The 18,555-nt window shown below is 69.6% G+C and carries 15 protein-coding genes and 5 tRNA genes; 9 read left to right on the top strand and 11 right to left on the bottom strand.

The window, feature by feature from the left end:
- Positions 1–16: 16 nt before the first annotated feature.
- The 3 genes from OG568_RS27520 to OG568_RS27510 all read right to left on the bottom strand — a co-directional run bounded on the left by OG568_RS27520 (position 17) and on the right by OG568_RS27510 (position 1,657).
- The gene (locus tag OG568_RS27520) at positions 17–208 is read right to left on the bottom strand and encodes a hypothetical protein (RefSeq protein ID WP_266433023.1); all 192 of its coding nucleotides are present in this window, start codon (positions 206–208) and stop codon (positions 17–19) included.
- 135 nt (positions 209–343) lie between these two features.
- Positions 344–417 (bottom strand) — tRNA-Met (locus tag OG568_RS27515).
- A 97-nt stretch (positions 418–514) separates the two neighbouring features.
- The gene (locus tag OG568_RS27510; protein WP_329533482.1) at positions 515–1,657 is read right to left on the bottom strand and encodes a dihydrofolate reductase family protein; all 1,143 of its coding nucleotides are present in this window, start codon (positions 1,655–1,657) and stop codon (positions 515–517) included.
- A gap of 72 nt (positions 1,658–1,729) precedes the next feature.
- On the opposite strand from OG568_RS27510, the gene OG568_RS27505 reads away from it, so the two are divergent.
- From OG568_RS27505 to OG568_RS27495, 3 genes are all read left to right on the top strand, one after another.
- Entirely contained in the window at positions 1,730–2,233 is a 504-nt protein-coding gene (locus tag OG568_RS27505; RefSeq protein WP_266626112.1) for a MarR family winged helix-turn-helix transcriptional regulator, read from the top strand.
- A gap of 183 nt (positions 2,234–2,416) precedes the next feature.
- Entirely contained in the window at positions 2,417–3,043 is a 627-nt protein-coding gene (locus OG568_RS27500; RefSeq protein WP_266433017.1) for a GTP cyclohydrolase II, read from the top strand.
- 483 nt (positions 3,044–3,526) lie between these two features.
- The gene (locus OG568_RS27495) at positions 3,527–4,009 is read left to right on the top strand and encodes a hypothetical protein (RefSeq protein ID WP_329533481.1); all 483 of its coding nucleotides are present in this window, start codon (positions 3,527–3,529) and stop codon (positions 4,007–4,009) included.
- On the opposite strand, the gene OG568_RS27490 is transcribed toward OG568_RS27495, so the two are convergent.
- The 8 genes from OG568_RS27490 to OG568_RS27455 form a co-directional block, all read right to left on the bottom strand.
- Complete coding sequence (locus OG568_RS27490) at positions 3,930–5,012, bottom strand: CU044_5270 family protein (RefSeq protein WP_329533480.1); 1,083 nt, start codon at positions 5,010–5,012, stop codon at positions 3,930–3,932. The genes OG568_RS27495 and OG568_RS27490 overlap by 80 nt on opposite strands.
- Positions 5,009–5,653: an RNA polymerase sigma factor gene (locus tag OG568_RS27485; protein ID WP_443077772.1), complete on the bottom strand. Its 645-nt coding sequence runs from the start codon at positions 5,651–5,653 to the stop codon at positions 5,009–5,011. The genes OG568_RS27490 and OG568_RS27485 overlap by 4 nt, the downstream gene beginning before the upstream one ends.
- A gap of 678 nt (positions 5,654–6,331) precedes the next feature.
- Positions 6,332–6,404: transfer RNA gene (locus tag OG568_RS27480), tRNA-Lys, on the bottom strand.
- 109 nt (positions 6,405–6,513) lie between these two features.
- Positions 6,514–8,049: an amino acid permease gene (locus OG568_RS27475; protein WP_329533478.1), complete on the bottom strand. Its 1,536-nt coding sequence runs from the start codon at positions 8,047–8,049 to the stop codon at positions 6,514–6,516.
- Between the two features lie 58 nt (positions 8,050–8,107).
- The gene (locus OG568_RS27470) at positions 8,108–10,246 is read right to left on the bottom strand and encodes an FG-GAP-like repeat-containing protein (RefSeq protein WP_329533477.1); all 2,139 of its coding nucleotides are present in this window, start codon (positions 10,244–10,246) and stop codon (positions 8,108–8,110) included.
- A 299-nt stretch (positions 10,247–10,545) separates the two neighbouring features.
- Positions 10,546–12,828: a DEAD/DEAH box helicase gene (locus OG568_RS27465; protein WP_329533476.1), complete on the bottom strand. Its 2,283-nt coding sequence runs from the start codon at positions 12,826–12,828 to the stop codon at positions 10,546–10,548.
- 324 nt (positions 12,829–13,152) lie between these two features.
- Positions 13,153–13,674 (bottom strand): hypothetical protein, encoded by a 522-nt coding sequence (locus OG568_RS27460; RefSeq protein ID WP_329533475.1) that lies wholly within the window; start codon positions 13,672–13,674, stop codon positions 13,153–13,155.
- A gap of 182 nt (positions 13,675–13,856) precedes the next feature.
- A complete protein-coding gene (locus OG568_RS27455; protein WP_067377126.1) occupies positions 13,857–14,207 on the bottom strand; it encodes a metallopeptidase family protein in 351 nt (116 codons plus the stop codon).
- Between the two features lie 95 nt (positions 14,208–14,302).
- On the opposite strand from OG568_RS27455, the gene OG568_RS27450 reads away from it, so the two are divergent.
- The 6 genes from OG568_RS27450 (at position 14,303) to OG568_RS27425 (ending at position 18,470) form a co-directional block, all read left to right on the top strand.
- The gene (locus tag OG568_RS27450; RefSeq protein WP_329533474.1) at positions 14,303–15,895 is read left to right on the top strand and encodes a metallophosphoesterase; all 1,593 of its coding nucleotides are present in this window, start codon (positions 14,303–14,305) and stop codon (positions 15,893–15,895) included.
- A gap of 80 nt (positions 15,896–15,975) precedes the next feature.
- A tRNA-Glu gene (locus OG568_RS27445) sits at positions 15,976–16,048 on the top strand.
- 47 nt (positions 16,049–16,095) lie between these two features.
- Positions 16,096–16,170 (top strand) — tRNA-Asp (locus tag OG568_RS27440).
- Positions 16,171–16,194: 24 nt separating this feature from the next.
- Positions 16,195–16,268: transfer RNA gene (locus tag OG568_RS27435), tRNA-Phe, on the top strand.
- A gap of 92 nt (positions 16,269–16,360) precedes the next feature.
- Positions 16,361–17,965: a hypothetical protein gene (locus OG568_RS27430; RefSeq protein ID WP_329533473.1), complete on the top strand. Its 1,605-nt coding sequence runs from the start codon at positions 16,361–16,363 to the stop codon at positions 17,963–17,965.
- Between the two features lie 160 nt (positions 17,966–18,125).
- The gene (locus OG568_RS27425; RefSeq protein ID WP_329533472.1) at positions 18,126–18,470 is read left to right on the top strand and encodes a hypothetical protein; all 345 of its coding nucleotides are present in this window, start codon (positions 18,126–18,128) and stop codon (positions 18,468–18,470) included.
- Positions 18,471–18,555: the final 85 nt, after the last annotated feature.

Raw genomic sequence — 18,555 nt, 5'->3', positions numbered from 1 at the left:
CTCGGCCCGGGATGCGTCAGTCCGGGCCCGGCCACCTGACGCCGCCCGCTCCGCCCCGCCCGTGGTGGTGCCCGGCCGGGGCGACGACGGTCCCGCCGTCCGGCACGAGGTCATGACCCCCGTGGCAGGCCCCGAGGAACAGCGCGCACACGGCGAGCAGCAGCGCGAGCGCCGACGCGCGCCGCTCCAGCCACCGAAGACAACTCATAGTGAGGAGAAGACTACCGACAGTCGCGTCGGCAGGGAAAACCCGGGCAGGACGGTGAACGGGAAAACCGGGCCGGTGAACGGGAAAAAACCAAGGGCCGGAACTCGTTTCCGAGTTCCGGCCCTTGGCCTTCAGTAGCGGGGACAGGATTTGAACCTGCGACCTCTGGGTTATGAGCCCAGCGAGCTACCGAGCTGCTCCACCCCGCGTCGTTGAAATTAGTGTACGCCATCCGCGGGGCCCGATTCACCAGGGTTTTCGCGGACGACCGCGAGACTCCTGCCCGGCCGCAAGAAGAGGCCGCTCCTACCCGGCCGCAAGAAGGTGACGGTTCGGCGCCACGGCCCGCTCCTCGAACTCCGGCAGTACGACCACATCCGCCCCCGCGGCCACGAGCAGCCCGTTACCGTCCGCCCCCGTCACGAACGTGTCGGGCTCGCGCCACGCAGTGACCACCCGCCGTACCCCTGCGTCGAGAATCAGCCGCGCACAGGGCGCGGGCCGGGACGCCCGCCGCGCGCACGGCTCCAGGCTGCTGTAGACGGTGGCGGACCCCAGGCGTGGATCCGCGGGACCGATCTTCGCGAGGGCCGCCTCCTCGGCGTGCACGACGGGATCGCCGCCTTCCCGTGAGTGCCCGCGCGCCAGCTCGGTGCCGTCGGCCGCCACCACCACCGCCCCCACGCTGAACGCGGTCTCCGAGGGCGGGCACAGCGCCGCCAGCTCGCAGGCGGCCTCCAGCCAGTGCCGGTCCGCGGCGGAGGCGAGAGCGCCGGCCCCGGGTGCGGTGGGGGCGTAGCGGATGAGGACGACGTCCCCGACCGGCCGCGTCTCCACCAGCCGCATCCGCCCGGGCGGATACCCACCCGGCCCGAACAGCCGTGGCGCGTCCGGCTCCCCCACGAAGAGCGGCGCGACGGCGAGCTGCAGTTCGTCCGCCAGCCCCTGCGTCATCAGCTGGGTGTGCACACGCCCCCCGCCTTCGACCATGAGCCGCCGCACCCCGCGTACGTCGTGGAGGTGTTCGAGTACGACGCGCCAGTCCAGCTCGGCGCCGGTCGGGACCACGTCGACGTCCAGCCCGCGCAGGGCGTCGCGGGCACGCTCGGCGCCCTTGTCCGTCGTATAGACGACCTTCTCGCCGCCCGTGTGCCAGAACTGGGCGTCCGGGTCGAGGTCGCCGGAGCCGCTGACCGTGACCTTGAGCGGGTACTCCGGGCGTCCCGCGGCGATCCGCGCCGCCCGCCGCTCGGCGGAGTTGACCAGCAGCCGGGGGTTGTCCGCCCGGATGGTGCCGGCGCCGATCAGGATCGCGTCGCTGGCCGCCCGCACCTCGTCGACCCGGTCGAAGTCCGCCGGGCCCGAGAGCAGCAGGCGATCGGGGCCGGTGTCGTCCAGGAAGCCGTCCAGGGAGACGGCGGCGGACAACAGGACATAGGGGTGGGGCATGGGACGCACCCTCCAGCTCCGAGCACAGGGCTCTTAGTGGTTCAAGTTTTAAACAATACCTACACTGGCGGCATGACGACCCGCTGGCTCTCCCCCGCCGAGCAGCGCGCCTGGCGCGCGTACAACGCCGCCACCTCGCTCCTGGAGGACACGATCGACCGGCAGCTCCAGGCCGAGACGGGCATGCCCCACCTTCACTACTCCATCCTGGCCATGCTGTCCGAGGCGCCGGACCGGCGGCTGCGGATGACCGACCTCGCCGAGATCCTGAAGATCACCCGCAGCCGGCTGACGTACGGCGTGACCCGGCTGGCGAACGACGGTCTGGTACGCCGCGAGGGCTGCCACAGCGACAAGCGCACCCAGATCGCGGTCCTCACGGACGAGGGCATGGCCGTTCTGGAGCGGGCGGCGCCGGGCCACGCGGAACAGGTCATGACGGCGGTCTTCGACCGGCTGACCCCGGAGCAGGTCGGGCAGCTGGAGGAGATCTGCGGGGCCATCACGCGCGGCATCCAGGGAGAGAATCCCGGGGCCTGCGGGGAAGATCTGCCGTGGCGACGGCGTTCCTCTTGAGTCGGCGACGGCGTTCTTCGTGAGCCGCACGGCGACGTTCCTCGTGAGTCGTGCGACACGCGATCGACCAAAGCCGTTGCTTGAACGTTAAAGCACCGTGTACTGTCTGTCTCCGAGGCAGTGCTTCAAATGTGAAGCACAACCGGCGCAACTCGCACCACACCCGCTGACCGGAGAGACAACATGCGCGATTTCCCCACCGCCACGGTGCGCACCCGCGTCACTGTGCCCCTGCGTTTCGGCGACGGCTACTCGGTCGACGCGGAGTTGGTCACCTTCCACGGCCTGACCGACGGCAAGGAACACCTCGCCGTCGTGCTCGGCAAGCCGGGCGCGACCCCGCTGGTGCGGCTGCACTCCGAATGCCTGACCGGTGACGTCTTCGGATCGGCCCGCTGCGACTGCGGCCCGCAGTTGCGCGAGGCGGTGGAACAGATCGCGGAGCGCGGCGGGGTGCTCCTGTACCTCCGTCAGGAGGGGCGCGGCATCGGCCTCTACAACAAGCTCGACGCGTACGCCCTCCAGGACCAGGGCCTCGACACGTACGCCGCCAACGCCGCGCTCGGCCTGCCCGAGGACGGCCGCGACTACACGGCGGCCGCCCAGATGCTCCAGGCCCTCGGCATCGACGACCTGGACCTGCTGTCCAACAACCCGGACAAGGCCGAGCAGCTGCGCGACCTCGGCGTGACGGTCTCCCACCGCGTCCCGACGGGCGTCTTCACCACCGCCCACAACGTGCGTTACCTGCGCGCCAAGGTCCTGCAGACCCAGCACACGCTCCCGCTGCCGGAGCTCACCGCGGGCTGAGCCATCGGACCCCACACCCCCAAAGCACAGCGAAGCCCCGGGCCAGATCCCTCTGACCTGGGGCTTTTCGGTAGACCCTGTGGGACTCGAACCACACCGTCTTCCCGCTTCCGTCCGGGCGCGATGTCACGCCCCACTGATCAGTCACAGCCTCCACGACTCCGTCAGCTCCAGTTCGGCCGCGTCGGCCACTTCGAAAGGAACGCCGCGAGGCGTTGCCGACGCCGACCTTCGACGGTGCCGCCTCCGTCACCATTCCCCCAGGCGGCGACGCCACCAGCGACCCGGCCACCCTGACCGTCCAACAGCAAGCGACCGTGCTGGTCAGCTTGCAGGTGCACGGCTCGGTGTCCGCCATGCCCGGCCACTCCGTGGCCCGGACTCCCGTCCGGGTCAGTGACCCCGCCAACCGCACCAGTGACACTGCCGTAGATCACCGACAGCATCATTCTGCTCAACGCGCTCAACCCCCTGGACCGCAACGTGTTGGTCCAAGGCAACGTGCGCACCGTCCTCGTCTCCACCGGCGCCGCCGACCTGCTGAACTGCACCAGCAACGCCAACACCTGCGCCGCCGACGTGGAGAAGGGGCTGGCCTTCCTCAAGACCCAGCTGAACTCGTACTACACCGACGACAGCCAGATCTACGTCAACCAGCAGCCGATCACCCAGAACTCCAACATCACCGTCTATCTCGCCATCATCCCGCCGTTCACCGCCGCCCACCCCGGCACCGCGACCCAGGAGGCCGCCCGCGAGCAGGTCAACAACTACCTGCTCTCTACCCGCCCAACTGACCCCACTACCGGCCCCAGGCCCCGCCGCACCTGGTGGGAGCGGCGGGGCCTGGGGCCAATGGTGGGGTCCCAGCGAGGCGATCGCGTTCTCACGCACCGGTACCTTGCGCGCCGGGGCGCTGCTTCTGGGCGTCGACGACGGCCCGCTCCAGCACGGCGGTCCAGTTGATGACCGTGCCGGGCTTGATGCCGTCGGCCTGCTTGACCTGGACAGCGCGGCTTCCGAGATAGGCGTACGTCTTGGAGTCGAAGATCCACTCGGTGCGGTCGCCGCTCTTCTGGTCGACGTGGGCCAGGGCGATGCCCTCGCGTCCCGCGGCATCCTTGGCATGGTCCACCACCACGACCCCGGGGATCTTGGCCGCGGCCCGGTACAGCGCCGCGTTCAGCTTCGCCGGTACGAGCTCCTCCCCGAGCAGGTCACCGACCGTGGCGAAGGCCTGCTGGTCCGGGGAGTTCCCCTGGCCCTTGGTCTCCTTGTAGATCTTCTTCAGCAGGGCGTCCGGGTCGGTGGGCAGCGTCTTGAGGTAGTCGTAGGAGGGGCCGCCCAAGCTGCTCTCGACGTCGCTGTCGAGGGTGATGCCGCCCTTGGGCTTGTAGCCGGGCTCGTCCAGCCAGCCCTGCTTGCCGTCGGGGGAATTCCAGACCTCACGGATGTGCAGGGGCTCGACCAAGGTCTTGGACTCGTCTGCGTCGGTGTGCGAGACGGAGAGGTAGGAGACCTTGCTCTTGATGTAGATGTACTGGCCCGGACCGGGTTCGGGCGTCTTGCTGGCCGAGGCGGCGGCGGCGATGTGCTCGACGGTGGAGGCGAGCTGGGCGGTGCTGCCCGGCTCGATGCGGACGACCGGCGCTTCGACCGGGGGCGGGGTGGCCGCGACCGTGCCGCTGCCCCCGGAATTGGTCAGCGCGGTGAAGGCGAATGCGCCGGCCAGGGCGGTGGCGGTGACCGGGACACCGATCAGCAGGACACGGCGTGCCGGGCGGCGGGCCGGCGCAGGGGCGGGGGCAGGGGCGGGGGCGGGGGCGGTGCGCTGGATCTCGCTCATCAGGTGCTCCTCGAGAAGCAGGTGACGGTCGAGCGACAGGTGCGGGTCTCCCGGCGCCGGCAGCAACCGGGCCAGCTCCGCGTGGTCCAGCGACTCCTCACGCCGAGACTTCTTGCGGATCATTCGGACCTCTCCTCGTACGACTCATGTGACCGGGCCGCGGAAGTGCGGCCGCCCTGTACTTGTCCGTCGCGCGGTGGCGGTTCCCTGCGTTTCCTCAGGTCTTCGTCGGCCAGCTTGCTCAGCCGCTTACGGGCGCGGGACAGGCGCGAGCGCACGGTGCCGACCGGAACGCCGAGCACGGCCGCCGCCTCCGCGTAGCCGAGCCCGGACCACACACAGAGTGTGAAGACCTCGCGCTCGCTCCGGTTCAGCTTCTTCAGCACCCGCTGCGCGGCAGCCAGCTGGTCGGCATCGGCTATGCGGCCGACGAGTTCGTCGGCGAAGTCCGGGACCGTTTCCTTGGCCGGCAGGCGCTCCAGGGCCCGCTTGTGGCGGCGCGCGGCGCGGGTGGTGTTGCGCAGTACGTTCACGGCGATGCCCATGAGCCAGGGGCGCGGGCTGTCGCCCTCGTCCCGGAGTTTGACGCGCAGCCGCCACGCCTCCAAGAAGGTCAGCGAGACGATGTCCTCGGCGACGGTCCAGTCCCCGGTCACGCGCACCGCGTGCCGGTGGACCAGTCGAGCGTGGTCACGGAAGAGCTCGCGGAACGCCTCGGGGTCGCCTGCCCGTATCCGGGTGTGCAATGAGTAGTCCACGTCCATCCTTGTCCACGCGGCAGGGCGGGTTCCCGTGGTGTGCGTCACACGGTCGGGAGACATGGGGTTCCGCGGTCGGCTCGCGCATCACGGCCGCCGTCTTTGTGGGGGTGAGCGACAGCTCGGTTCGCCAGTTCACCGGAGGCAGATCCGGCTTGGCGGTGTCAGCTGGGCACGTGGAGTCCGCGGTGCCTACCGACGATGACAGTAATGCCGTTCGGTAGGTGTCGCCGCCGCTGCGAGCTGGAGGCTACGGCTGTGCGGAGTGGGTGGCGAGCCTGCGATGGTCGAGCGTCGGCGGCCGGCTTCGGTACGACGGTTGGGCGCCGGGTTTCGGCCGGTGTGCTGGATGCGGAATGCCGGGCTCGGGCGAACGCCTTGGATGCAGCGAGGAGGACGGTGCCTGGCTCCACTCCGAGACAGTCTCGGAGACCTTCCGCCGCATCCTCGCCACGACCGACCTGCCCCCATCACGCTGACCTCGGACACCTGCACGAGCCTGCTCCCCGAGCTGGACCGTGAGATCACCGGGAAGGCGGCGAAGCTGATCCGCGGGCCACGGGCGCATCCGCTCTCGCATCGCGCACGCAAGGTCCCGAAATCGAAACAGCGCCCGAGCCGGCCGAAGCCGACCCGGACGCTGCGTAGCAGTTCAGAGGGGGTTTCCCCCCTGTCTGCGGACCGTAGACCCTGTGGGACTCGAACCCACAACCAATGGATTAAAAGTCCACTGCTCTGCCAATTGAGCTAAGGGTCCACACGTCGGCCCGGATCGATCCCGTGCCGATGCATCCCCGAGCATAGCCGGACGAGGCCGGGACTCCGATCGGGTATCGGCGACCCGGCCACGCCAACAGCGAACAGCCCTACGGATCAACCGGTTCGGGCGCGTCCTTGCGGGCCGCCACGCGGGCGATCGTACGGACGTGGCCGGGGTTGAGGAACCAGTGGCGGGCCGAGGCCAGCCACCAGGTCGCGGCGAAGCCCAGGACGACGAGGACAGCGACCGGGGCGTAGTTGAAGGTCTCCCAGGTGACCGGCGAGACCTGCGGCAGCATGAACAGCACGGTGATCACGACGACCCAGGCGACCGAGACGACGCCGATCGCGCGCGACCAGCGGCCCAGGTGCCACGGACCCGGTTCGAAGGCCTCCCCCTTGCGCAGCCGCAGCAGCGTCGGGATGACGTACGCGATGTAGAGCCCGATCACGGCGATCGACGTCACGGCCGCGTACGCCGTCACGTTGATCAGGTACGGCAGCCCCAGCACCAGGGCGCCCAGTGCCGCCAGCCACACCGCCGCGACCGGCGTGCGCGTGCGCGGGCTCACGGTGTGCCAGACGTGCGAGAACGGCAGCGCGCCGTCCCGCGAAAAGGCGTAGATCATGCGGCTGTTGGCGGTCACGGACGCCATGCCGCAGAAGAGCTGGGCGCCGATCACGACCAGGAGCAGGAGTTTGCCCGCCGTGGCTCCGAGCGCATCGAGCAGGATCTGCGCCGGCGGCGCGCCCGTCGCCGAGCCGAGCTCCTTGTCGTACGACTGGATGGCGTAGGTGAAGCCGAGGAGCAGCACGAATCCGGCTATCCACGAGGTCCAGATCGATTGCACGATGCCCTTCGGGCCCGCGGTGGACGCGTCGTGCGTCTCCTCCGTCATATGGGCGGAGGCGTCGTACCCGGTGAAGGTGTACTGCGCCATCAGCAGGCCGATCAGGACGACGTACACCCCGCTGCCCCAGCCCGTGTTGTTGACGAAGTGCGTGAACACGAAGGACGTGGACTGGTGGTGGTCCGGTACGAAGGCGAGCGCGCCCACGATCACCCCGACGCCCAGCACGTGCCACCACACGCTGATGTCGTTGAGGAGGGCGACGATCCGGACCCCGAAGGTGTTCAGCAGCCCGTGCAGGACGAGGATCCCGGCGAAGAGCAGGATCGTACGGCCCGGCGTGACGCCGAAGTCGAACTGCAGGTTCAGGTACGCGCCCAGGAAGGACGCCGCGCCGAAGTCGATGCCCGCGGTCACCGCGACCTGTCCCAGGACGTTGAACCACCCCGTGAACCAGGCCCAGGCGGCCGCGGACCGCGTCGGGGCGAGCCGGTGGGCCCAGAAGTACAGCCCCGCGGAGGTCGGATAGGCCGAACAGATCTCGGCCATCGACAGCCCCACGAACAGCGTCATCAGTCCGACCGCGACCCATCCCCAGGTGATCACGGCCGGACCGCCGGTGTTCATGCCGAACAGGTACAGCGTCAGGCAGCCCGACAGGACCGAGATGATCGTGAAGGAGACCGCGTAGTTGGAGAACGCCGACATGCGGCGGGCGAGAACCTGCGTGTAGCCGAGCTGGGCAAGCCGTTCTTCGTCCGACAGCCCACTCGCCTTGGCGTCATTTGTCATGCCCCCAGCGATTCCCTCGCCGGGGGATCGACATGCGCCAACGGCGGCGTGGGATTGGCTAGAACAGACCCTTGTAGCCCTTCCAGCCGCTGCCGATCTTCACCCGTGAGCCGAACGACCCGTTCCCCTTGCCGTCCTGGCGGTAGAGGTTGCCGGAGGTGTCCCGCACGACCAGGTCGTTCTTCCCGTCCCCGGTGATGTCCCCGACGCCGACGACGGAGTTGTACGAGCCTCCCCAGTCCGAGAACACCTTCACCCGTTCCTTGAGCAGACCCGTCCCCGTGCCGTTGTACCGGTACAGCGTCCCGGCCTTGTCCCGCGCCAGCACATCACCGAAGCCGTCGCCGTTCAGGTCGCCGGCTCCGACGATCTTCGTGTAGCCGGTCCACGCCGAGCGGATCTTCACGCCCGCCTTCAGCTTGCCCGCGCCGTCGTTGGCGAACAGGTAGACGTCACCGGTCGAGGCCTTGCGCGCCAGCAGGTCGACGCGACCGTCGCCGGTGAGGTCGCCGGGTGCGGTGAGCACGTTGTACGCGTTCCAGCCCGTACCGAGTGAGGTGTGGCTGCTCGCCGGGGTGTACGGGTCACCGCATTTGCCCGCGTAGCGGCGCAGTTCGCCGTTCGGCATACGGACGAGCATCTCGGCGCACCGGTCGCTGCCCATGTCGCCGAACGGGACGGCGACGGTGCCCGCGGGCCAGCCCGACCCGGAGCGCTTCCAGTCGAGGGCGCCCTTGCCTTCGGTGTAGTGCAGCGTGAGGCCGCCCGAGGAGTTGAGCGTGACCAGCTCGCCGTAGTTGTAGCCGCCCTGGTCGTGATGGCCCTGCCGGCCGCCGGTGAGCGCGAACTTCCCGCTGGTCGTGTACGTGCCGGCGCCCTCGGCGGCCGTGGCTTTCAGCGTCCAGGTCTTGGGGCCGTTGGACGCGTACGCGCCGGAGTCCGTCTTCCCGTCCCAGGCGACGTCGATCGACGTACCGCTGCCCTTGATGACACGGTCGGTGCGGCCCTGGGCGTCCTTCACCGTGAAGGTCCAGTCGGCGGGCTTGTCGAGCTGCCAGAAGCTGTCCCAGGTGAGGCTGCCGCCCACGCCGACCCTGGCGTCCACCTGGTCGCCGTCCACGTCCGACTCGACCTTCGCGAGCGACTGGGTGGGCACCCCGCTCTGCACGATCCGGATCGCCTTGTCCTGGCCGACGTACGCGATGTCGCCGCCGAACTTGTCCACGGTCCAGGTCTGACGGCGCTGGTCGGCCGTGTTCCCGGCCGGGAGGTCGGCGACCGCGCGAGCGGCCTGAGCCGTTCCGGTGTGGTAGTCCGTCAGCATCAGCTTCCCGGCGCTCCGGTCGTGCTGGACGAGATAGCCGTCGCCGACCAGCGCGGGACCGGAGGGAACCGTGAGGCTCTTGTTCGCCGTACGGTCATAGACACCCGCGGCGCCGGACGGACCGCAGTTCCAGTAGATCCAGCGGCCGACGACCTGGAGCTCCTTGACCGTGCAGGGCGCGCCGGTGGCGACGCTCTGGACGGTCTTCTTCTGCTCCAGGTCGTACGCCGTCACGGTCCCGTTGCCCGTGCCGGGTGTCCACAGCACCGAGCCCCACACGGAGGCGGCGGTGATGGAGCGGGTGAGCCGTACGTCCTCGTAGCGGTACGGGTTCACGGCGTCGACGTACTGCTTGCCGGTGGAGGTGGCCTGGTAGACGTAGTAGCGGCCGGTGGCGTCCACGAACCGGCCGCCGGTCACCGCCGGTTCGTCGGCCGAGTCCGAGGTGCTCTCGGTCAGCCAGATCTGGGCGCGTTCCTTGCCGTGCTCGTCGACCGCGAAGTAGCCGACGTGCTGATTGCCGGTGGACCGCAGCGGTACGCAGCTCCCGGCGTCGCACGGCACCCGCTGCACATGGCTGCCGTCCGCGAAGACGTCGGCGAACCCACGGCGGGTCCGCTCCAGCACCGCGGTGCCGTCAGGTGAGATCTGACGGCCGATCACCGACTGGTAGCCGCTCGGGGTGTTCTCCACGGTGGTCAGGAAGCCGCCCGCGTAGTCGATGCCCCACACGCCGTCCGTCTGGACGGGTGTCGGCGTGGTGTCCGCGGCGGCCGGAACCGCGCCGGTCAGCGAACCGGCGCCCAAGGCCGCCAGGCCCACCACGGTGAGTGCGATCCGGCCGCGCCGGGCCGCCGAAGTGCGTGCGCGCACGCGCCTGATCAAGGGTCCCTCCCCAGGGAAACGAGAACGGCATGGCAGCGGGGGCAGATCCTCCCCGCACCCTGTGCGCAGCCGCGTCGAATCCCCCTCGGCCGTGCCCCTCCATGCAAGTGATCGGATGCTAACAGCGGCCACACGGGTGCCGGTAGTGAAAAAGAGAACGGCTGCGGGCCGGCTCCGAACACGCCGGAGGGCCCGTACGACCGGAGTCGTACGGGCCCTCAGAAGCGGATCGGCGTCAGCCGTTGCGATCAGCTGTTGCGATCAGGTGCTGCGACCAGGTGCCGCGATCAGCCGTTGCGCTTCCAGCGGGGCTTCTCGTCGCGGCGGCCGAAGGAACCCGTGCCGGTACCACTGCCGGTGCCGGTGCCGCGGTGGTCGTCGCGACGGCCGTACGGGCGGTCGTGGCTGCCGGCGCGGAAACCGCTGGAGGGACGGTTGTCCTGACGGTCGCGGTTGAAGGGACGGTCGCTGCCACGGTGACCGCCACGGTCGTCACGACGCTCGAACGAACGGCCACCGGCAGCGCCACGGTCGTTGTCACGGCGGAAGCCGGAGCCACCGCGGTCGTCACGACGCTCGAACGAACGGCCACCGGCAGCGCCACGGTCGTTGTCCCGACGGTCACGGTCGAAGCCGCCACGGTCGTCACGACGGTCGTTGTCCCGACGGAAGCCGGAACCACCACGGTCATCGCGACGCTCGAACGAACGGCCACCACGGTCATCGCGACGGTCGTTGTCCCGACGGAAGCCGGAACCACCACGGTCGTCACGACGCTCGAAGGTGCGACCGCCACGGTCGTCACGACGGTCGTTGTCCCGACGGAAGCCGGAACCACCACGGTCATCGCGACGCTCGAACGAACGGCCACCACGGTCGTCACGACGGTCGTTGTCCCGACGGAAGCCGGAACCACCACGGTCACCGCGGTCGTTGTCGCGACGCTCGTAGTTGCCCCGGTCGTCACGGCGCTGACGCGGCTCGTAGGACGAACGCTCGGCGGCGGGCTGCTCGGACACGGCCGGCGTCTCGGCCGGAGCCTCGGCCACCGCCTGCTCCGCCAGAGCCTCCGCGGCCGCGACGACCGCCGCCTCCGGGTCCTCGCCCCGCTCGCGCGCGGCACGGGCCACCAGACGGTCGGCCTCCCCACGCAGCTCGACCGCACGACGCTGCGCGCGCTCCAGCTCCTTGGTGAGCTGCGCCACCTCGCGCTCGGCCTGCTGCGCGGCGTCGCCCGCCGACTGGGCCTGGACCTCGGTCATCGAGCGGGCGCCGGTGATCTCGGCGACCTCGGGCTCGAAGGCCGTACCGGAGTTGATGATGTGACGCGCGGCGTCGACGCCCGCGTCCTCCATCAGCCGGAAGATCTGACGGCGCTGGTGCGGGAGCGACAGCGACACGACGGTGCCGGAGCGTCCCGCGCGGGCCGTACGGCCGGAGCGGTGCAGGTAGTCCTTGTGGTCACCGGCGGGGTCGACGTTCAGGACGAGGTCGATGCCGTCGACGTGGATACCGCGGGCGGCGACGTCGGTCGCGACGAGCGCGTTGACGTAACCGTCCTTGAAGTCGGCCAGCGTCCGGGTCCGCGCGCCCTGGGTCATGCCGCCGTGCAGCGCGTCGGCCTTCACACCGGCGTCGCGCAGCTGCTCGGCGATACGGTCGGCGCCCAGCTGGGTGCGGACGAAGATGATCGTGCGGCCCTTGCGGGAGGCGATCGCGGCGGTGACCGGCGCCTTGTCCTTGGGCTTCACGATGAGGATGTGGTGGGACATCGTCGTGACGTTGCCCTGGGCGCTGTCGACCTCGTGCGTGACCGGGTTGGTCAGGTAGCGCTTGACCAGCGTGGAGATCTCGTTCTCCATGGTGGCCGAGAACAGCATCCGCTGGCCGCCGGCCGGGATCTGGTCGAACAGCTCGGTGACCTCGGGCAGGAAGCCCAGGTCGGACATCTGGTCGGCCTCGTCGAGGACGGCCACCTGGACGTTCTCCAGCGAGCAGGCGCCGCGGTTGATGATGTCGCGCAGGCGGCCCGGGGTGGCGACGAGGACGTCGACACCGCGCTCCAGGGCGTAGATCTGGTTGCCCATCGACGTACCGCCGCAGACGACCTTCATCTTCAGGCCGAGGACGTCACCGTAGGGCTGCAGCGCGTCGGCGACCTGCATGGCCAGCTCACGGGTCGGCGTGAGGATGACGGCGCGCGGCTTCTTCTTCTCGGTGTGACCGCCGGCGAGTCGCGCCAGGGTCGGCAGACCGAAGGAGAGGGTCTTGCCGGAGCCGGTGCGGCCACGGCCGAGGATGTCCTTGCCGGCCAGGGCGTCCGGGATGGTCGCGGCCTGGATCGGGAACGGGGTGGTCACACCGTTCTGGGCGAGCTTGCGGACGACGCCCTCGGGGAGGCCGAGGGAGTCGAAGGTGATCTCGGGGGCGGCGTCGACGTCCTCGACGGCCTCGACCGTCTCCACGGTCTCGACGGTCTCGACGGTCTCGACGACGGCCTGGATGCCCTCGTTGTTGTCGTTCTCGTTGTTCTCGGGCACGACGACGTGATCAGTACTGGAAACAGACATGCGAAATGCGAACCTTCCGGAGTTCTTCGGCACGCGCCCAAACTCCGTGAAGTCGCAATCGACCGCCTCTATGCGGTCCGGCCACGGCAAGGGAGAGTACGCGCCACACGCGGCGCTCTCTGCAATGGCGCCGGGCAAATGGGATCAAACGATCTACCACCATACGCACCCCCCACCCCTGAAGGCAAACTGACCCCCAAAGGGGCAGGTCAGGCACACAAGGGAAGGTCTTACGTCCGGTGGCAGGGTGTCCAACACCAGCGGGGGCCGAGCGTATTCCCCACGTCCCCGCCGACTTTCCGGCCACTCCGTTCTACGCCGGTTCTACGCCGGTTCGCCCGCCCGCGGCGCCGGCTCCCGCTCCACCAGCTGCGTGGTCTGCTCATGCGCCGAGGACGAGGGCTCCGCCGTGGTCGGATCGGGCTCCGACGTCACGGGCGGTGGCGGGGGAGGGGGCGGCGGAGTCGGCTCGGACGTGGCATGTGTGGGACTCGGCACCCCGTTCGACGGCGGAGGCTGCTCCGGCTGCCCCTTGCCGTCCCCCTTGCCCGTCGCCTTGGCGGACGGCTTCGCGCCCCCGGAGGCCGACGCGGACGAAGACGCCGACCCGGAGGCCGACTCACCGGGCTTGGCGGAGGCACCGCCCTTCACGCCCGTCCCCCCGTGGATCCCGGCGCCACCCCTGCCGCCCGCGGACCCCCCGTCGGGAGCCCGCCCGCCGTGCCGCCCCGCCGAGTGCGCGGGTCCGGGCCGGCCCGCGTCGTCACCCACGCTCATACAGCCGGCGGCGGACGCGGCGACGATGACCGTGGCGGCCAGACGGACGGATACGTACAAGGCGCGCACGGGCAGCCACCTCCGGATGGGGTCTCCCCTGCTCGGCGGGGCCGAGAGCCTGGGGACGGATCGGCGAGTCCCCCTGCCCAACTCCCGCCGCCCGCAAGAGGACACGCGGGAACATGACACGCGTCCGAGCGCCAAGAAGCGTCCGTTCCCCGCCGCCCGCTCCCCCGCCCGCCCCCACCCGTTCACCCGTAGCCGAGCGCATGCAACCGTTCGTCATCGATCCCGAAGTGATGAGCGATCTCGTGCACCACGGTGACCTCGGTCTCCGCGACCACGTCCTCCCGCGTCTCGCACATCCGCAGGGTCGGCCCCCGGTAGATCGTGATCCGATCCGGCAGCACCCCCGCGTACCACTCCCCGCGGTCGGTCAGGGGAGTTCCCTCGTAGAGCCCGAGCAGCTCGGGATCGGCAGGGTCGGGCTCGTCCTCGACGAACACCGCCACGTTGTCCATCAGCCGCGTCAGCTCCGGCGGAATCCGGTCCAGCGCCTCGGCGACCAGTTCCTCGAACTCCTCGCGCGTCATCTCCAGCACACGGCCATTGTCCGGCACGACCGCCTCGCAGGAGAGTCGACGACAACCCCGTACGCCTCCGCATACCCGCCGCCGCACTTGGGCATACGGGACCAATGGCCCGCGTCCCCGCTGCCGTCACCACCGCCATATCCGCCGTCACCACCACCCTGACCCGCAAACGCCACACCCTCCCCTCCCGCCACTTCCGCCGCACCCCCCGCTTCCGCCCCGTCACCGAGGAACTCGTCCAGGAGCCGAACCCGTACGCCCGGGCGCTCGGCCTGATGGCGGTCGTCCTCCTCGGCGCCTGGCTGGGCCTGCTGATCGTGGGCAATGTCCGTGTCCCGGTAGGCCCCATGAACACCACGATGACCCTGCGCCCCTCGGCCACCGGCGGCACCAAGATCAACGTCTCCCCGCTCGGCACCCTGGAGCTCAACAGCCACGTCGCACCGGTCCGCCTCGACGTGAACGTCGACCAGCTCGACCCGGTCCGCGCGCAGGCCCTGGTCGACCACCCCGAGCGGCTCTCGGGACTGCAGGACGAGGTGGCGCACGACGTCGAGCACGGCACGCTCGACCTGGCCGTGCGGTCCTGCGTCGCGGTCGTGTCGGGCGCCACGGCCCTCGGCCTCGCGGTCTACCGCCGCCCACGCCGCGCCCTGGCCGCCGGTGGCCTGGCCCTCACTCTGCTCACCGCCTCCGGCGCGACGGCCTTCGCCACCTGGAACCCGAACTCGGTCCTGGAACCGAGGTTCTCCGGACTGCTCTCCTCCGCCCCCTCCCTCGTCGGCAACGCCCGCAACATCGTCAGCGAATTCAACGTCTACCAGGAGGAGTTGGCACGCCTGGTGACCAACGTGACAAAGCTGTACGACGTCACGTCCACGCTCCCGACGTACGAGCCGGACCCGTCCACGATCCGGGTCCTGCACGTCTCCGACATCCACCTCAACCCCGCGAGCTGGAAGATCATCGCGTCGCTGGTGAAGCAGTACTCGATCAATGTGATCGTCGACTCCGGCGACACCATGGACCACGGAACGTCGGCCGAGAACGGCTTCCTGGACCCCATCCCCGACCTGGGCGCGCCCTACGTCTGGGTGCGCGGCAACCACGACAGCCGCGTCACCCAGCGCTACCTGGAACGCATGAGGAACGTGCACGTCCTGGACGACGGCCGCGCGATCACGGTCGCGGGCCTGCGCTTCGCCGGCATCGGCGACCCCCAGTTCACCCCCGACCGCTCGGTCGTCCCGGGCGGCGACGCGGCGGAGGAGCTGGCCGGCGCCCGCCTCGCCTCCGCCCTCCGCGACCAGCGCACGGCGGGCACCCCCGTCGACATCGCCATCGCCCACGAGCCGTCGGCGGCACGCGGGACGGACGGCGAGGTACCCCTCGTCCTGGCCGGTCACCTCCACCACGAACAGATGGAGGTCATGAAGTACGGAACCCGCCTGCGCGTCGAGGGCTCGACGGGCGGCAGCGGGCTGCGCGCGATCGAGGGCAAGTACCCCGACCCCATCGAGGCCTCGATCCTCTACGTCGACCGCGACACCCGCCGCCTCCAGGCCTGGGACGAGATCAGACTGGGCGGCCTGGGCCTGACGACGGCCGAGGTCAGCCGCCACCTCCCGAAGGAGAACCAACCAGGCGCGCCCCAGTCGTCCACCCCCTCCCCGACCCCCTCCACGAGCACCCCGTAAACCGTTTTGGCGATACCTCCCGCCATCCCATATGCTTCTCACGTCCCCGACGCGCTGAGAAGCGCCCAGGCGGGCCGATAGCCCTCATCGTCTAGCGGCCTAGGACGCCGCCCTTTCAAGGCGGTAGCACGGGTTCGAATCCCGTTGGGGGCACGCAACACCGTGTGCGACACTGTTTTACGCGTCGCACGCAACAGCTTGGTCCTGTGGAGCAGTTTGGAGTGCTCGCCACCCTGTCAAGGTGGAGGCCGCGGGTTCAAATCCCGTCAGGACCGCTGAGGTTTCCCAGGAAACCTCGTGGCTGGGTAGCTCAGTTGGTACGAGCGATCGCCTGAAAAGCGATAGGTCGCCGGTTCGACCCCGGCCCCAGCCACAAGAACGAAAACCCCCTCCGGGTCAACCGGAGGGGGTTTTCGTCGCTCACGAGACCTAGGGGGGTTCTTGAGACATATCGCCAGAGGACTGGTGACGGCCGGTGCTGTCCTGGTCGGCACCTTCGCGATACCCGGCACGGCCCACGCCGCGGGGCCGAACGTCACGGACGCCTACAGCGACCAGGCCGACTGGTCGGTGCTCGACGTCCGCCTGAACTACAGCGGCTCGATCGACAAGATCACGGCCAGGCTCCGCCCGGCCGGAAGCGACCCGTCGGCCGCGCCCGTGGCCACGATCACCGACTTCACGTACAAGTACTTCACCAGCTCGTGGGACGGCACCTGGGCCTCGCAGCCCATCCATCTGGACACCCTGGGCGACTACACGGTCGACATCGAGGCCACGGACTCCTCCGGCGGGACCACCGTCCGGCAGGACGCGGGCACGCTGCACTACAAGAGGCAGCCCGTGTTCACCGGTTACTCCGTCACCCCGACGCAGCCCGACATCGAGCACAGGACCGTCACGGCCAACGGCGACATGGTCGTCCGCGACCCCAGCACCCGTGAGACGGTGCCGCTGCCCGGCGCCACCGTGAACCTCACGTTCGACGGGAACACCGACACGACGGCCGTCACGGACGACGCGGGCCATTTCTCCGCCTCCCACGAGACGAAGTCGGGCGGCTGGACCTTCGCCGAGTACCGGGGCGACCTGGGCTACGCCGACAGCTCCTGGATCACTGTCAGCCCGAAGGCCGCGCCGACCCGGTTCGTCCTCGACAAGAGCAGCTTCCACGTCACCGCGAACGACAGGTTCACCGTCACCGGCACGCTCCAGTACCAGAGCGGCGCCGAGTGGAAGCCGCTGTCCGGCATCCCGCTGCAGATGGACTACAAGAACTGCACCACCTGCAGTCCCGTCGACTCGACCACCGACGCGAACGGCCGCTTCTCCTTCTCCGAGTACGCGTACGGCAGCAAGAACGTCTTCAAGGTGGCCTTCCAGCCGTACCCGTACAACCCCTTCATCCAGCGCACCGCGTCCGCCGACGTCACCGTGGCGGTCACCGCGACGACGAAGTTCACCGAGTTCACGGCGCGACTGGACGAGTACGCGCAGCTGGACGTCACCGGCATCGTCGACCTGGTCGGACGGGACACCAACGACAAGATCGCCGTCGACATCCAGTACTCGGCGAACGGCAAGACCGGCTGGAGCACCAAGAAGACGGTGCAGACCACCAACGGCTCGCAGTTCATCGTCGAGAAGCTGCCGGGCTACACCGACGGCTACTGGCGGCTGCACTACGCGGGCTCCACCACCAAGGACATCAAGGGCGGCATCAGCGGCAGCCTGCGCAGGAACCGCGCCCTCACCCGGATCAAGGACGCCAACGCGTCCCCCGAGCCCGTCCACAAGGGCCGGACGATCACCGTCAAGGGCGTGCTCCAGGAGCGCAAGGCCGGCACCACCGCCTGGAAGGCGTACGGCTCCAAGAAGGTACAGATCCTCTTCCGGCCCAAGGGCAAGAAGACCTGGTACCTGATGTCCACCGTCACCACGAAATCGAACGGATCCTTCAGCAAGGGCTTCAAGGCCCAGCAGGACGGCACCTGGGTGCCCGTCTTCCTGTATCCCGACAGCAAGCACTTCGTGGGCGACGGCACGGAGGACTACGTCGACGTGCGATGACATCCGCGCAGACAGCTGAGAAGGGGCGGACCCGAAAGGGTTCGCCCCTTTCTTCGCGCCGGGACGGGCGCGAAGAGTGACGGGCGGCTCGCTTGGCACCGGCGCTCGGCCGCCGCTATGTTCTGCCCGGTCCAGCAGGTTTCTTCGGGGCGGGGAAGACATGAGCCGGAACGTGGCCAGAGTGATTCGGGACACCGAACTGGAGAAGGACCGGGCCCGGTACGGGCTGTTGGCCGTGGTCGTCAGCATTCTCGCGATCTCGGGCGTCGCGATCTTCGGCGTCTGGCGGCTCGACGGGGACAAGGCCGTGATCGTCGGCGTGCTCACCGCCGCGTTCACCGCGGTGAGCAGCATGACCACCGCCTACCTGGGCATCAAGGCCGTCTCCAACACCGCCCAGTCCATGGCCCAGGGCGCCCCCCGTCGCACCCCGACACCCCCCGAGACACCAACACAGCCGACCGAGCCCCCGACCCCCACGCCTCCGGCCCCCCGCGCGCCCTGACCCACCACCGCAGACCGCTCGCCCCACTCACCCGCGGTCGCCGTACGACGCGAGGGGCCGTGGCGGTGCGTCGCAGGTCCGTCGC

It is taken from the genome of Streptomyces sp. NBC_01450 (assembly GCF_036227505.1).
GTDB lineage: Bacteria > Actinomycetota > Actinomycetes > Streptomycetales > Streptomycetaceae > Streptomyces.
The sequence above is the reverse complement of the archived record's forward strand: the minus strand, read 5'-3'. Positions and strand labels throughout refer to the sequence as shown.

Excerpts from the sequence above, each read along its gene's own strand:
- OG568_RS27490 (WP_329533480.1), bottom strand. The coding sequence starts at position 5,012 with ATGATCCGCAAGAAGTCTCGGCGTGAGGAGTCGCTGGACCACGCGGAG.
- OG568_RS27450 (WP_329533474.1), top strand. The coding sequence starts at position 14,303 with ATGGCCCGCGTCCCCGCTGCCGTCACCACCGCCATATCCGCCGTCACC.
- OG568_RS27510 (WP_329533482.1), bottom strand. The coding sequence starts at position 1,657 with ATGCCCCACCCCTATGTCCTGTTGTCCGCCGCCGTCTCCCTGGACGGC.
- OG568_RS27500 (WP_266433017.1), top strand. The coding sequence starts at position 2,417 with ATGCGCGATTTCCCCACCGCCACGGTGCGCACCCGCGTCACTGTGCCC.
- OG568_RS27465 (WP_329533476.1), bottom strand. The coding sequence starts at position 12,828 with ATGTCTGTTTCCAGTACTGATCACGTCGTCGTGCCCGAGAACAACGAG.
- OG568_RS27520 (WP_266433023.1), bottom strand. The coding sequence starts at position 208 with ATGAGTTGTCTTCGGTGGCTGGAGCGGCGCGCGTCGGCGCTCGCGCTG.
- OG568_RS27505 (WP_266626112.1), top strand. The coding sequence starts at position 1,730 with ATGACGACCCGCTGGCTCTCCCCCGCCGAGCAGCGCGCCTGGCGCGCG.
- OG568_RS27425 (WP_329533472.1), top strand. The coding sequence starts at position 18,126 with ATGAGCCGGAACGTGGCCAGAGTGATTCGGGACACCGAACTGGAGAAG.
- OG568_RS27485 (WP_443077772.1), bottom strand. The coding sequence starts at position 5,653 with ATGGACGTGGACTACTCATTGCACACCCGGATACGGGCAGGCGACCCC.
- OG568_RS27475 (WP_329533478.1), bottom strand. The coding sequence starts at position 8,049 with ATGACAAATGACGCCAAGGCGAGTGGGCTGTCGGACGAAGAACGGCTT.